The 12,797-nt window shown below is 60.5% G+C and carries 14 protein-coding genes; 7 read left to right on the top strand and 7 right to left on the bottom strand.

Translation table 11 applies throughout. The features are described 5' to 3' along the window. Positions 1-38 precede the first annotated feature (38 nt). The gene (arcC, locus tag DW123_RS01995; RefSeq protein ID WP_117743798.1) at positions 39-977 is read left to right on the top strand and encodes a carbamate kinase; all 939 of its coding nucleotides are present in this window, start codon (positions 39-41) and stop codon (positions 975-977) included. A gap of 195 nt (positions 978-1,172) precedes the next feature. Here arcC and DW123_RS01990 read toward each other — a convergent pair whose 3' ends face one another. Further along, positions 1,173-2,417 (bottom strand): alanine--glyoxylate aminotransferase family protein, encoded by a 1,245-nt coding sequence (locus DW123_RS01990; RefSeq protein ID WP_199407162.1) that lies wholly within the window; start codon positions 2,415-2,417, stop codon positions 1,173-1,175. A 257-nt stretch (positions 2,418-2,674) separates the two neighbouring features. Between DW123_RS01990 and DW123_RS01985 the strand changes: the two genes are divergently transcribed. The 3 genes from DW123_RS01985 to DW123_RS01975 all read left to right on the top strand — a co-directional run bounded on the left by DW123_RS01985 (position 2,675) and on the right by DW123_RS01975 (position 5,514). Then, positions 2,675-3,928, top strand: a complete 1,254-nt coding sequence (locus DW123_RS01985) for a 4Fe-4S binding protein (protein ID WP_118273053.1) — start codon at positions 2,675-2,677, stop codon at positions 3,926-3,928. 114 nt (positions 3,929-4,042) lie between these two features. Then, positions 4,043-5,119, top strand: a complete 1,077-nt coding sequence (gene ychF / locus DW123_RS01980) for a redox-regulated ATPase YchF (RefSeq protein WP_035136922.1) — start codon at positions 4,043-4,045, stop codon at positions 5,117-5,119. Positions 5,120-5,130: 11 nt separating this feature from the next. Further along, positions 5,131-5,514 carry a DUF1648 domain-containing protein gene (locus DW123_RS01975; protein ID WP_089572786.1) on the top strand — a complete coding sequence of 128 codons (384 nt, stop codon included), beginning with the start codon at positions 5,131-5,133 and terminating at the stop codon, positions 5,512-5,514. A 9-nt stretch (positions 5,515-5,523) separates the two neighbouring features. Here DW123_RS01975 and DW123_RS01970 read toward each other — a convergent pair whose 3' ends face one another. Beyond that, on the bottom strand, positions 5,524-5,913 hold the full coding sequence (locus DW123_RS01970; protein WP_117734622.1) for a hypothetical protein: 390 nt from the start codon (positions 5,911-5,913) through the stop codon (positions 5,524-5,526). A 76-nt stretch (positions 5,914-5,989) separates the two neighbouring features. Between DW123_RS01970 and DW123_RS01965 the strand changes: the two genes are divergently transcribed. Next, positions 5,990-6,208 (top strand): helix-turn-helix domain-containing protein, encoded by a 219-nt coding sequence (locus DW123_RS01965; protein ID WP_099432713.1) that lies wholly within the window; start codon positions 5,990-5,992, stop codon positions 6,206-6,208. 22 nt (positions 6,209-6,230) lie between these two features. On the opposite strand, the gene DW123_RS01960 is transcribed toward DW123_RS01965, so the two are convergent. Next, the gene (locus DW123_RS01960; RefSeq protein WP_117734621.1) at positions 6,231-7,244 is read right to left on the bottom strand and encodes an asparaginase; all 1,014 of its coding nucleotides are present in this window, start codon (positions 7,242-7,244) and stop codon (positions 6,231-6,233) included. Between the two features lie 267 nt (positions 7,245-7,511). On the opposite strand from DW123_RS01960, the gene guaA reads away from it, so the two are divergent. Beyond that, entirely contained in the window at positions 7,512-9,110 is a 1,599-nt protein-coding gene (gene guaA / locus DW123_RS01955) for a glutamine-hydrolyzing GMP synthase (RefSeq protein WP_117583320.1), read from the top strand. 311 nt (positions 9,111-9,421) lie between these two features. Here the strand turns inward: guaA and DW123_RS01950 are convergent, their stop codons facing one another. Further along, positions 9,422-9,778 (bottom strand): mobilization protein, encoded by a 357-nt coding sequence (locus DW123_RS01950; protein ID WP_147351589.1) that lies wholly within the window; start codon positions 9,776-9,778, stop codon positions 9,422-9,424. Positions 9,779-9,787: 9 nt separating this feature from the next. Continuing rightward, positions 9,788-10,861 carry a site-specific integrase gene (locus DW123_RS09540; RefSeq protein WP_158570706.1) on the bottom strand — a complete coding sequence of 358 codons (1,074 nt, stop codon included), beginning with the start codon at positions 10,859-10,861 and terminating at the stop codon, positions 9,788-9,790. 213 nt (positions 10,862-11,074) lie between these two features. Between DW123_RS09540 and DW123_RS09535 the strand changes: the two genes are divergently transcribed. After that, positions 11,075-11,656 carry an ABC transporter gene (locus tag DW123_RS09535; RefSeq protein ID WP_158570705.1) on the top strand — a complete coding sequence of 194 codons (582 nt, stop codon included), beginning with the start codon at positions 11,075-11,077 and terminating at the stop codon, positions 11,654-11,656. Between the two features lie 315 nt (positions 11,657-11,971). On the opposite strand, the gene DW123_RS01940 is transcribed toward DW123_RS09535, so the two are convergent. Together DW123_RS01940 and DW123_RS01935 are read right to left on the bottom strand one after the other, a co-directional pair. Continuing rightward, on the bottom strand, positions 11,972-12,592 hold the full coding sequence (locus DW123_RS01940) for a lipoate--protein ligase family protein (protein WP_118273050.1): 621 nt from the start codon (positions 12,590-12,592) through the stop codon (positions 11,972-11,974). Then, positions 12,592-12,795 (bottom strand): acetyl-CoA carboxylase biotin carboxyl carrier protein subunit, encoded by a 204-nt coding sequence (locus DW123_RS01935; RefSeq protein WP_118273049.1) that lies wholly within the window; start codon positions 12,793-12,795, stop codon positions 12,592-12,594. The genes DW123_RS01940 and DW123_RS01935 overlap by 1 nt, the downstream gene beginning before the upstream one ends. Positions 12,796-12,797 lie beyond the last annotated feature (2 nt).

Here is a 12,797-nt window from a genome sequence, read left to right as displayed (position 1 = left end):
AGGGTTTCATATGACATCAGTTTTGAAGGAGGCCATCTATGGCTGAGCGTATCGTTATCGCTCTGGGCGGCAACGCCATCCTCACCGACGACCCCACCGCACAAGCCCAGATGAAGGCGCTGGACGCCACGTGTGACTACATCGTGCCGCTCATTGCCGCCGGCGACGAGGTTATCATCACCCACGGCAACGGCCCGCAGGTCGGCAATCTGCTGCTGCAGCAGGAGGCCGCCAACTCCGAGAAGAACCCGGCCATGCCGCTCGACACCTGCGTCGCCATGACTCAGGGCTCCATCGGTTACTGGACTATGCTCGCCATGCGCGGTGCCCTTAAGCGTGCCGGCATCAAGAAGCTCGTTCAGGTGCTCGCCATGACGGCGACCGTGAGCCCGGACGACCCGGCGTTCAAGAACCCCACCAAGCCCATCGGCCCGTTCTATTCCGAGGAGCAGGCTCGCGAGCTTATGGCTGCCAACCCCAACGAGACCTACATCGAGGATGCCGGTCGCGGCTGGCGTCGCGTGGTGCCCTCGCCGGAGCCCATGGAGCTTCCCGGCTGCGCGGGCATCAACGCGCTCGCCGATGCCGGCATCGTGGTCATCTGCACCGGTGGCGGCGGCATCCCCGTGCTCGAGGATGACAAGGGCGTCTATGGTGTCGAGGGTGTTATCGACAAGGACCTTACGGCCGAGAAGATCGCCGAGACCGTCGATGCCGATCACCTGGTGATCTGCACGGGCGTGGACAATGTTTGCGTCGACTTCGGCAAGCCCACGCAGCGCGCGCTTTCGACGATCTCTATCGCCGAGGCTGAGCAGTTCATCGAGGAGGGCCAGTTCCCCGCAGGCTCGATGCTGCCCAAGGTTCGCGGCTGCATGCGCTTTGTGCAGTCCGGCGAGGGCCGTCGCGCCACGATCACCTCGCTCGAGTGCCTGGCTAAGCTCAACGAGGGCGCCGGCACCACGATCGTGCGCTAAATACTTGGTACTTACGCAGCTCTGGGAGGCACGGGCAGCGTTTGTATAGATGGGGCACCTGCGACAGGCTGACAGTCGCAGGTGCTTTTTTGTGCGATGGTGCTGGGTTTTGTCTGCTCGGCTCCTTCAATAAAAGGGGGCGGGCCATCGATGTGGCCTGCCCCCTTTTGCGTGGTTGATTTGTGCTGGTGGCCGCTACGCTGCGTAGACGGCCTCGGCGGCGGCGACGCCGGCCGTGATGTCCACCTGTACGCCGGCATCGAGCAGGGCCGAGCCCAGGGCGAGCAGCGTGGTCATGATGCAGTCCTTGCGGGCGTTGCAGCCCATGACGCCCACGCGCCAGATGTGACCCTTGAGCGGGCCGAAGGAGCTGGCGATCTCGACGGCGTAGTTCTCGAGCAGCGCGGCGCGCACGGCGTCGGTTGCGCCCTCGGGGATGACGATGCCGATGACGTCATTCATGCGCGTGGACTGGTCGCCGTAGAGCTCAAGGCCCATGCCGGCAACGCCGGCGGCCATGGCGGCGCCGTTCAGACGGTGGCGCTCAATGTCCTCGTCGATGCCCTCCTCGCAGATGAGGCGCAGGGTCTCGTGCGCGGCGTAGAGCATGTGCGTGGCCTCGGTGTGGTGGTTGATGCGGCGCGGGCCCCAGTAATCGACGAGCTGCGGGAAGTCGAAGTAGTTGGAGCGAATGCGCTTCTCGACGGGCAGGACGTCCTCGGGGGAGTCGGCAATGCCCTCCTCGATGGACTTGCGCGCGACCATGGCCTTAAAGGCCTCGGGCGAGACGACGATGGGGGAGATGCCGGCCGGGCCGCCCATGCACTTCTGCATGCCGGCGGTGGCGATATCGATGCCCCACTCGGCGCAGCGCAGGTCGTTGCCGGCGAAGGAGGCGGTGGCGTCGGTCATGAGGAAGGCTCCGGCGGCGTGGCAGATGTCGCCCAGGCCCTCGAGCGGCTGCAGCATGGTGGTCGAGGTGTCGCCCGCGACGGTGCAGACGAGCTTGGGCTGCACCTCGTCGATGGCTGCCTTGATCTCGGCGAGCTCAAAGACGTGACCCCACTCCTTGGTGATGACGGTGACGTCGCCGCCCACACGCGTGGCGATCTCGGCCAGCAGCGAGCCAAAGCGGCCGGCGGAGCAGACGAGCACCTTGTCGCCGGGGGCGATGATGGAAACGAGCGCGCACTCGATGGCGGCACGCGAGGAACCATCGACCATCAGGGCCTCATAACCGGGGGCCTTAAAGGTGTAGCGCAGCATGTCCTGCACCTCGCCCATGATCTTGAGCATGTAAGGGTCGAACTGGCCCACGGTGGGCGTGGCCATCGCCGAGAGGATGCGCGGGTCGACGGTGGTGGGGCCGGGCGCCATGAGCAGGCGGTGCGGCGGGTTGATGCGCTCGATATGGCGCACATCGGTTGCGGTCTGGTCCATAATCTGTCTCCCAAGATTTAGGTATGTTGACGTCAAAAGGTTAGAGCAAGACAAGGTGCAAGATACGATAAGAAGTTATGTCGAAATTTATCCAGGTGAGCAATTGACAGACGGGAATCTTGTTGGGTCGAACGGTTTTCGCTTTTAGTTTCCGCCGGTTTCCGCAAAAGATACTCTGCATGTATTTTGGCCGACGTGTGAGCTGTTAGCGTATCATTATCTATCGCTTGTTTGCACTGCTCAGGGAGGGGCCGCGCATGGCGCAGGAACACGATCTGTTTGATGACATTATCGAGATCAGCAAGGGTTTCGACTTTCTTAAAAACCCGCTTGGCGGTGTGACCGACGCGCTCGATCCGTCGGCTCCGCAGTGGAATCCTGCTGACTACAAGGAGCGCCCGCGCGGTAACACCATACCGTGCCTGGCTTGCAAAAACGAAAAGAGCGGCTGTACCGCGTGCATGGACGTGTGCCCGGTGGACGCCATCGAGGTCGAGGAAGACGCCATCGAGATCCTCGACTCCTGCCGCAAGTGCGGCCTGTGCGCCGCCGCCTGCCCGACCGAGGCGATTATCTCGCCGCGCCTGGCGCCCAAAAACCTGTATGACGACATTGTCTCGGCGGCCACGAGCCACGAGACCGCCTACGTTACCTGCACGCGTGCCCTTAAGCGCATGCCGCGCGAGAATGAGGTCGTCGTTGCCTGCGTGGGCGATATTACGGCCGAGACTTGGTTCTCGGTACTGGCCGACTATCCCAACGTGAGCGTGTATCTGCCGCTGGGCGTGTGCGATAAATGCCGCAACACCGGTGGCGAGGACATGCTGGGCGAGGCGATTGCGAAGGCCGAGGAATGGGCCGGTACGGGTATGGGCCTAGAGGTCGATCCCAAGAGCCTCAAGTGCCATAAGCGTCGCGAGTACGAGCGCAAGGAGTACATGGATAAGATTGCCCGTACCACGGGCCTGACCGTGACCAAACTCAATCCGGCGACGGCGGCACTGGCTTCGGTGACGCAGAAGCTCAAAGCCCATCGCCATCAGATCACCCAGCTGGAGCGCACACTCAACACCATGTGCGGTACCACAACGACCAAGCGTCGCCGCTCGCTCACACACGGACGACAGCTGGTGCTCTCGACGCTGCAAAACCACCCCGAGCTTGCCCAGAACATGCAGGTGAGCACGCCGGAGTGCGATTTTGACAAGTGCACGTCGTGCGGCGAGTGCGTTAACGCGTGCCCCACGTCCGCCTGCGATTTGGTGGGAAGCGGTCGCTTTGCACTGGAGTCCACGTATTGTTTGGGTTGTGGCGCCTGTGTCAAGGTTTGTCCCGAACATGCGCTCAAGCTGGTCGAGCACGATGCGTCCAACTTGGTTGTCGTCGACCCCGAAGCCGAGGAAAAGGCCGCTCAGAAGGCCAAGGCCCACGAGGAGGCAGAGAAGGTCAAGGCCGAGGCAAAGGCCAAGCTTGACAAGATGCTCGATCAGGTGGAAAAGCTCGCAGACTAGTCAGCGACCCCTATCTCTGCTTCATTTGCGCCGCCGCGGTGTCCGGATTCGCCCGGATGCTGCGGCGGCGCTATACTTATGAAGTTTGAAGTACCTGTACCAAAAGGAGCTGTCGTGTCCCTTTCCATCGGTATCGTGGGCCTGCCCAACGTGGGCAAGTCGACGTTGTTCACCGCGCTTACCAAAAAGACCGGCCTTGCCGCCAACTACCCGTTTGCCACGATCGACCCCAACGTGGGTATCGTCGATGTGCCCGATAGCCGCCTGCAAAAGCTCGCCGACATCGTTAACCCCGGCCGCATTGTGCCGGCTACGGTCGAGTTTGTCGACATCGCTGGCCTGGTGAAGGGTGCCAACGAGGGCGAGGGCCTGGGCAACCAGTTCTTGGCCAACATTCGCGAGACCGACGCCATCTGTGAGGTCGTGCGCTACTTTAAGGATCCCAACGTCATGCGCGAGGTGGGCCGCACGGGCGAGTTCGTCGACCCCGCCGGTGACGCCGATACCATCATGACCGAGCTCATCCTGGCCGACATGGGCACGCTCGAGAAGCAGCTGCCTAAGCTCGAGAAGGAGGCCAAGCGCGACAAGGAGCTCATGCCCAAGTTTGAGGTCGCCAAGCGCCTGCTTGCCTGGCTCAACGAGGGCAAGCGCGCCGCATCCATGGAGATGACCGACGAGGAGCGCGCCGCTGCCAAGGGCCTGTTCCTGCTCACCATGAAGCCCATCCTGTATGTGGCCAACGTGGACGAGGATATGCTCAACGACGACCTGGCGCCCATCGATGGTGTCAAGCCACTGCCCATCTGCGCCAAGATCGAGGCTGAGCTTTCCGAGCTCGATCCCGAGGATGCGGCCGACTACCTGGAGAGCTTGGGCCTGGAGCAGCCCGGTCTGGACGTGCTCGCGCAGGCCGCCTACAAGCTGCTTGGCCTGCAGTCGTTCTTTACGGCTGGCGAGATGGAGGTCAAGGCTTGGACGGTGCGTCAGGGTGCGACCGCTCCGCAGGCTGCCGGTGTCATCCATACCGACTTTGAGCGCGGCTTTATTAAGGCCGAGGTCATTGGCTATGACGACTACATCGAGCTCGGCGGTGAGCAGGGCGCCAAGGCCGCCGGCAAACTGCGTATTGAGGGCAAGGACTATGTCATGGCCGATGGCGACGTCGTGCACTTCCGCTTTAACGTGTAAGGACGACGCATATGTTTAAGTATGGCAAAAAAGCTGGCTACATGGGTATTGCTCTGCTCGTACTTGCGGTGATTCCGCTGGTGGTCGCAGCGTGTGTTATCCCCAACATTGGTCCCGAGGTGGCAACGAAGTTTAACGCAGCCGGCGAGGTGACGCGCTGGGGCAAGAGCTACGAGTTGCTGGCACTGCCGGTGCTCAACCTACTGCTGAGCGTGGCGACGTACTTTACGGCAGGACGCCAGGCTAAAAACAATGATGACTCCGCCGCCATGGCGCGCATCGTGTGCGAGCGCTACCTGCGAAACGGCTGCATCACGGGTGTGTTTCTCAACGTAATCAACGTCTACTTTATGTACTCGGCGATTACCGGAACGGGCTTTGGCTTTGGTTTCTAACTTGTTCTTCTAGGCAACGAGCCTGCACGCATATTCAATGGCTGCTGCGAGGCCGCCGCTCGATCGTGGTTTAAAGACCATATCGGCGGCGGCCTCGTTTTCGTATCCGGCGCCGCGAAGGGTGAGCGCGGTACCGGCTTCTAGGAGAAGGGGCAGACCGCGTTGGCTGGTTGTGATTACGGCAGCCTGATTGAGCGAGCAGCTGTGCGCTTGGCATTGGATGGCAAGTTCGCCTTGCGCCGGGCAAGGGACCAGAACGGCGGCGACGCGACTTGATAGCAATGCAAATGCTGTGCGCTCATCGGGCGAAAGACATTCTGCTTCAACGACGACGAGCTTGGGCGGTGCGCTGTTTGTGCGAAGCGTGGCTCGGTACGTGCGGACCGAAGAACCCGACATAGAAAACTCCTGTGTATTCGGCAAAACGTAAACTATAGTTTACGTTTATGTTCGGCTCCATTTCAAACTCGTCTGCATGGACGAACGTGCTAAACAGATTCTTGGCAGGCGGGTCGAAGAGACGCGCAGGGACCTTGGTATCTCCAAGGTCGATTTTTGTGTGGCAGCAGGAATCAGCCGCCCCTATCTCGACAGAATCGAAGATGGAACGGCAAATTTCACGCTCAAGGTTCTATTTAAGATCGCGCCCGCCCTTGGCATGACGGTGTCAGAGCTTCTCGAGGGTATCGAATAGGGGATACCCGTCGACAACTGAATTACGCCATCGGGACGCGGTCGTGGTTGACTTGGCTGTAGAACAGGCGCTGAATCTCGGCGGCATCGCGTGACTGGCCGAGTGCCCACATAGTCTTGGCCACGAGCGTCTCGGTGGTCATGTCATCGCCGCGCAGAATGCCCGGATGGTCGGCGTAAGCACGGCCGACCTCGTAAACACCCAGGTCAAGGCCCTCTTCGGGGACTTGCGTGGTCATAACGACGGTGCGGCCCGAATCGACCCAGCGGAAAATTGCCTCTTGGAACGACTCGCCGGACTCGCCGAACTCGGGGATGCCGCCAATGCCAAAGGTCTCCAGAATCACGGCGTCGTAGCTATCGGCCAGAGCGTCCAGAACGCCAGGGTTCACGCCGGGCGTGAGCTTGAGCACAAATACGCGTGGGTCGATGTGGTCGTAGAAGCGCACCGGGTTTTCGCCTTGATGCGTGCCGTGAAGCCCGCTGCGCACGATACGGTCGTTGCGGATATAGGCGATGGGCGGATAGTTGACGCTAATGAACGCGTTAAAGCTCATGGTGCGCTGCTTACGGGCGCGTGTGCCGGCAATGGCGACGCCGCCAAACACGATCGAGACGTCATGCGAGTGCTCGTCGAGCGCATAGAGCAGGCTCTGGTACAGGTTGAGCTTGGCGTCGGTAAAGGGATTGCCCATGGGCTTTTGCGAGCCGGTGAGCACGATGGGCTTGGGGCTGTCCTGAATCAGGTAGGAAAGCGCTGCCGCGGTGTAGCTCATGGTGTCGGTGCCGTGCAGAATCACGAAGCCGTCGTGGTCGGCATAACCCTCGACGATGACGTCGCGGATACGCATCCAGTCACTGGGGCGCATATTGGTGCTGTCGATGTTCATGGGCTGCACGACATTGAACTCGCAAAGACCCGAGATCTCGGGGACGCTCTGGGCGAGCTCCTCACCGGTCAGGGCGGGGGAGAGGCCATTGCCGTCCTCGGTCGATGCGATGGTGCCGCCCGTGGCGATGAGAAGGATGCGCTTCATGCTGGTATTCCTATCGTATTTGCCGCCGCAGAGGCGGAGTCGTTCGGCAGTATTGTGGCACAGGGCGTCCAATGTTCAAACGTATTACATCATCTGTAACGTTTAGTATCACTCCAATTGCCGTCAAATAGGGCCCCGGTCGTGCGTTTGCCGTGCGCTGATGGCTGCGAGGGACGAGAAACCCCATATAACGTGTACACTATGAAAGTTATTTTCGTTCATTCACGCGGGTGGGCACCGGCTCCCCGCCAACAAGAGGGGGAAACCATGGATCAAAAGGCTTCCGCAAAGGTCCTCGTACTCGACTTTGGTGCGCAGTACGGTCAGCTCATTGCCCGTCGCGTCCGCGACCTCAACGTGTATTCCGAGATCGTTCCCTGCGACATCTCGGCCGATGAGATTCGCGAGATGAACGCCTCTGCGCTCATCCTTTCTGGCGGCCCGGCTTCTGTGTATGCCGAGGACGCTCCGTCCATCGATCCTGCCATCTTTGACCTGGGCCTTCCCGTCCTGGGCTTTTGCTACGGCCATCAGATCACGGCCGTGACGCTCGGCGGCAAGGTCGGTCACTCCGAGGTGGGCGAGTACGGCCGCGCTACCATTACGCGCACGGCTGGCGCCAAGCTCTTTAACTCCACGCCCATGGAGCAGACCGTGTGGATGAGCCACCGCGACGCCGTTTCCGAGGTGCCCGAAGGCTTTACCGTCACCGCCAGCACCGACGTGTGCCCGGTTGCCGCCATGGAGTGCGTTGAGCGCAAGATCTTCACTACGCAGTTCCACCCCGAGGTCAAGCATTCCGAGTACGGTCAGCAGCTGCTGAGCAACTTCCTGTTTGAGATCTGCGGCCTGGAGCCCAACTGGAGCATGGACAACCTGGTCGAGACCATGACGGCCGAGTTCCGCGAGAAGGTCGGCGACGACCGCGTGATTCTGGCCCTGTCCGGTGGCGTCGACTCCTCCGTCGTGGCTGCGCTGGGCGCCCGCGCCGTGGGCAAGCAGATGACCTGCGTGTTCATCAACCACGGCCTGCTGCGCAAGGGCGAGCCCGAGCAGGTGGAGGAGGTCTTCACCAAGCAGTTCGACGTCGACTTTATTCACGTCCACGCCGAGGACCGCTATGCCGAACTTCTGGCCGGTGTGACCGAGCCCGAGGAGAAGCGCCGTATCATCGGCACGCAGTTCTGGAAAGAGTTCTTCGCTGTGGCCCAGCAGCTCGAGTGCGATGGCAAGCCGGTCAAGTACCTGGCTCAGGGCACCATCTACCCCGACATCATCGAGTCCGGCGCTCGTAAGACGGGCGGCAAGACGGCCACCATCAAGAGCCATCACAACCTGATCCCGTTCCCCGAGGGCGTGCACTTCGACCTTATCGAGCCGCTCGACCACTTCTTTAAGGACGAGGTCCGCGCACTTGGTCTGGCGCTGGGCCTGCCGGGTCATATCGTGTTCCGCCAGCCTTTCCCGGGCCCGGGTCTGGCCATCCGCATCATCGGTGCGGTCGACAAGGAGAAGCTCGAGATTCTCAAGAATGCCGACGCCATCGTGCGCGAGGAGCTCGATGCTTACAACCAGCGTCTGTTTGAGCAGACCGGCGAGCGCAACTCCGAGCACAGCTGCTGGCAGTATTTCGCGGTCCTGCCCGACATTAAGTCCGTCGGCGTTATGGGCGACGAGCGCACCTATCAGCGCCCGATTATCCTGCGCGCCGTCGAGTCTAGCGACGCCATGACCGCCGACTGGGCCAAGCTGCCCTACGACGTCCTGGCCCGCATCTCCGGCCGCATCGTGGCCGAGGTTCCCGGCGCCAACCGCGTGTGCTACGACATCACGTCCAAGCCGCCCGCGACCATCGAGTGGGAGTAAGGCCATAGTGGTTTACAGGTTATGAAAAACAGCCTCTGACCTGCGGTTTTACTTATTTCTAGCTGGTTGAACAATCGGCCCGTGACAAAGATTTGAACATTTTACAAGCTTCAAATCGGCATCACGGGCCTTTTTCATGACTTCACGGAGTTTCAAAAATCCGCTTTGACCTGCGGTTTTGCGTTTACTCAACTAAGGTGCAAGCCACCCGCAGCTACTCACCACGAATAGTTGCCAAGAAGGCTGGAAGTGCCGTCAATACGCGCTGGTTTTACGATAATCGCAGGTCTGCCCGTGAAGTCGCCATGAAGTCACATTGCTCGCTCCCATGAGGCTATTTCGACGTCGATATCGCGCATTGAGCCATCTCCGAAACCCGATAGGAATTCCGACAAGGTGAGCAGCGACCATGCGAAATCCTCGTCAAGCGCCCTGCCCTCGCGCCTTGCACGGAGCAGCTCCCTATAGACCTCCTGGGCATATTCCAACAGCATCTTCGCCACTCTTGAGCTCGGAACCACGACGACGCTCTCGTCGAGCACCCGCGCCTCCATGTAGTCCTGCTTGCTCAGTCCGGAGAGCCTGCTGAGCACGTCGATCTTGGCAAAGGTCACCTCGTCGACTCTGAACGCCACGGTCCTCATACGCCTTCTTCCCTTGAATGTCATCGCCTACACCTACAGCTTCCCGTCCAAGGCCAAGGCGATCTTGGAGTCTGAATCGGAGTAAGGGTGCATGTACCTATGAGTTATCTCCTGACCCGAGTGTCCGAGCCTGGCCGCGATCGCTGGGACGCTGAAGCCCTTCTCGATGAGCATTGAGGCATGGCTGTGCCTCAGGTCGTGGACGCGGATTCGTCGCAAGCCCGCACCCCTCGCACCGCGCGCCAAGGCCTTACCCAATGTGCTTGCGGTGACTTTCGGCAGCACCCTGTCCGTAGGATTCGACCCCTCGTTCCACGAGAAGTAGTCCCCGACTTCATCCGTAAGGAAGCCGGGCATGGTGACGACGCGGTACGACTGCCTTGTCTTCGGCGGGCCGACCACATCCCTTCCGCCGATTCTGGACAGGCTCTTGGTAACCCTAACGGTGCCCTTGTCCAGGTCGAAGTCCTCGTAGGTGAGCGCTAACATCTCACCCCTCCTCAAGCCGCACCAGAACAGCAACTCGAATGCCAGATGAAGGTGCGGGCGGTCTGCCACCATGTTCGAGAACCTGAGGTACTCGTCAGCGGTCCAAACCGACCTGGGCTCGGTCTCGCGTCCCTCCGGCGCACCTGCGACAAGCACTGGGTTTCCCGTTGCAAGGGCGTGGCACCTGATCATGTGGTTGAACATGGCGGAAAGCTGTGAGGTCAGCGTGTTCAGGTACGCCGTCGAATAGGGCTTTCCGTCCTTTGTCCGCAAGGACATGAGCCATGTTCCCCATTCCATCACCGCCAGCGCGTTGGCGTCGCCAACGGAGACCCCTTTGAAGAACGGGACGATTCGCTGCTCGAACATGCAGCGCTTCCCCTGCACCGTTCCTGGCCTGAGCCCGGGCACAATCTCTTCAAGGTAGAGCTCGCAGGCGTCCTCGAACGGCATCGACGCCACGCCGACCATGCGGTGGTTGAACGACTTCTCCCACGCCAGCGCCTCGCGCTTTGTAGCGAAGCCCCTCTTCATCTTCTTCCTGCTTTCGCCCCGCCAGTCTCTGTACCTGAGGCTCACGTACCACGTGCCCCTCTTCTCGTCCTTGTATGCACCCATGAAATCTCCTTTCTTGAAGCGCCTCCTTGTTCGTGGTATAAATTCATCGGAGGCATTTGCTTCTACCAAGTGGCCGGGGTGTCCCCCGGCACTTTTCGTTTTAGGAGGTTTCTCATAGCCAGGGAGCTGAGCATATTCGTCGACGAGTCGGGCAGCCAAAACGGCCATTCGGCCTGCTGCATCGTGTCCCTGGTGTTCCATTAGCAGGACGAGGTGCTCGACGGCTACATCTTGGCCATGGAGGAAGACCTCGCGAGGAAGGGTCTGCCGAATCTCCCGTTCCATGCATCTCCCCTGATGTACGGCAAGGAGCCTTACAGGGACCTTGAGATGGAAACTCGGAAGAAGATGCTTGCCAGCTTCGAGTCGTTCTGCCGCCGTGCGCCGTTCCGCTGCAAGTCGTTTGCCTACAAGAGGAGCGAGGTCGAGGAGCCGGAGCTTTTCACCGCAAGGTTCAAGCGCGACCTCGTCGTCTTCCTCACCGACAACCTCGAGTACTTCCAGAACTTCGACCGTGTGAAGATCTACTACGACAACGGACAGCGGATGGTGACCGCCGCCCTCCACAGCGCGCTGGACTTCATTCTCTCCAAGGACGCGGTCCTGTACAGGATGGCGAGCGCCAGGGAGTACAGGCTTTCCCGGGTTGCGGACTGCATCTGCACCCTGAAGCTCACCGACATTAAGTTCCAGAGAAGCGAGCTGACGGAGACGGACGCGAAGGTGTTCGGCGCCAACTACCCCGCATTCAGGAAGAACCACCTGAAGCATATCCAGAAGAAGGAAATGCTTTAGTCGAAGCGTATGCGCTTTGTGACCTAGCGTGACCCCAGAGAATGGCCCAGTTGGTCCGAAAAACCGTGACCCAGATCTGACCCCATGGATTCTCGACAGTTTTTGAGACTGGATGTAAATAGGGTTGACTGAACAAACTGGGACAAACTGGAACAAACTGGAGAAAGTTTTAACTATAGAGTGAAAGTTGCCCGTATAGGCTTTGCGCAATAAGAAAACCCCAGTTTAGCTGGGGTTTTCTTATTGCGATCGCATCCCTAGGCTTCTCACGGTCAGGGAGCTGACGGAGGCACACGTGAAAGAGACCGGCGGAAATCACATCGCACCCAAGGAAACGGAGGTGAGGAGCGCTCTCTCGAGTGCTCCCTGGAACTCGTCAGCTGTCATCTGCGGAACCAAATCCTTGATGTTCCTCACGCGGGTGAAAACAGACCTCATGGCGGTGCCGCAGTACTTCCTCTTGCCGGGGGCAAGCAGGCGATCCATCGCGTCCAGGTCCACATCGAACAACACGCTGCCGTGGAACACGACCAGGTCGCCAGCGTCTTGCCATGCGCATCCGCATACCTTGCGACCGGCGACGTAGACGTCGTTGCGGTCGTTTCGGACGGCCGGCGCGCCCAGGGCCATCAGGGCCCGCTCGGGAACCTCCATGGCGCGCGGAAGTAAATCACGCGGCACCGCCATCGAGAATGCCACGCACCCCTCGTCGCGGTAGACCGCCCCGCCGCCGCTTTGCCTCCGGACGATGTCGACGCCCAGCTCCTTAGCAAGTGCGGCGTCGACTTCCGCTTCAATGTCTTGGTTGAAGCCCACCGAGACGCAGGGGGCGTCCCGGTGGGTGAAAAGGAAGGGCGTGCCCGTGCGAAGAAGCTCCTGCTCGAAGGCGAGGTTCTCGTAAGCGGTGCGGTAGGGGCTCTTCACGACGTTCAGCATCAGTCCACCGTCGCCAGGAGCTGGCCCTCAGACGCCATGCCGCCCTTGCAGGCAATTTCGATCTTTCCAGCGCACGGTGCCACGACCTCCATCGTGCCCTTGCCCTGCTCGAGGGAAGCAACTACTTGCCCGGCCTCCACGGTATCGCCGTCTGCGACCTTCCAGAACAGGATGGCGTTGCTTCGGGTCGATCTGATCTCCATGA

Source organism: Collinsella sp. AM10-26, assembly GCF_003472525.1.
GTDB lineage: Bacteria > Actinomycetota > Coriobacteriia > Coriobacteriales > Coriobacteriaceae > Collinsella.
Note: the sequence above shows the minus strand (reverse complement) of the source record. Positions and strands in the feature narration are given on the sequence as shown.

Excerpts from the sequence above, each read along its gene's own strand:
- arcC (WP_117743798.1), top strand. The coding sequence starts at position 39 with ATGGCTGAGCGTATCGTTATCGCTCTGGGCGGCAACGCCATCCTCACC.
- guaA (WP_117583320.1), top strand. The coding sequence starts at position 7,512 with ATGGATCAAAAGGCTTCCGCAAAGGTCCTCGTACTCGACTTTGGTGCG.
- DW123_RS09540 (WP_158570706.1), bottom strand. The coding sequence starts at position 10,861 with ATGGGTGCATACAAGGACGAGAAGAGGGGCACGTGGTACGTGAGCCTC.
- DW123_RS01970 (WP_117734622.1), bottom strand. The coding sequence starts at position 5,913 with ATGTCGGGTTCTTCGGTCCGCACGTACCGAGCCACGCTTCGCACAAAC.
- DW123_RS01960 (WP_117734621.1), bottom strand. The coding sequence starts at position 7,244 with ATGAAGCGCATCCTTCTCATCGCCACGGGCGGCACCATCGCATCGACC.
- DW123_RS01950 (WP_147351589.1), bottom strand. The coding sequence starts at position 9,778 with ATGACATTCAAGGGAAGAAGGCGTATGAGGACCGTGGCGTTCAGAGTC.
- DW123_RS01990 (WP_199407162.1), bottom strand. The coding sequence starts at position 2,417 with ATGGACCAGACCGCAACCGATGTGCGCCATATCGAGCGCATCAACCCG.
- DW123_RS01940 (WP_118273050.1), bottom strand. The coding sequence starts at position 12,592 with ATGCTGAACGTCGTGAAGAGCCCCTACCGCACCGCTTACGAGAACCTC.
- DW123_RS01985 (WP_118273053.1), top strand. The coding sequence starts at position 2,675 with ATGGCGCAGGAACACGATCTGTTTGATGACATTATCGAGATCAGCAAG.
- DW123_RS01975 (WP_089572786.1), top strand. The coding sequence starts at position 5,131 with ATGTTTAAGTATGGCAAAAAAGCTGGCTACATGGGTATTGCTCTGCTC.
- DW123_RS01965 (WP_099432713.1), top strand. The coding sequence starts at position 5,990 with ATGGACGAACGTGCTAAACAGATTCTTGGCAGGCGGGTCGAAGAGACG.
- DW123_RS01935 (WP_118273049.1), bottom strand. The coding sequence starts at position 12,795 with ATGGAGATCAGATCGACCCGAAGCAACGCCATCCTGTTCTGGAAGGTC.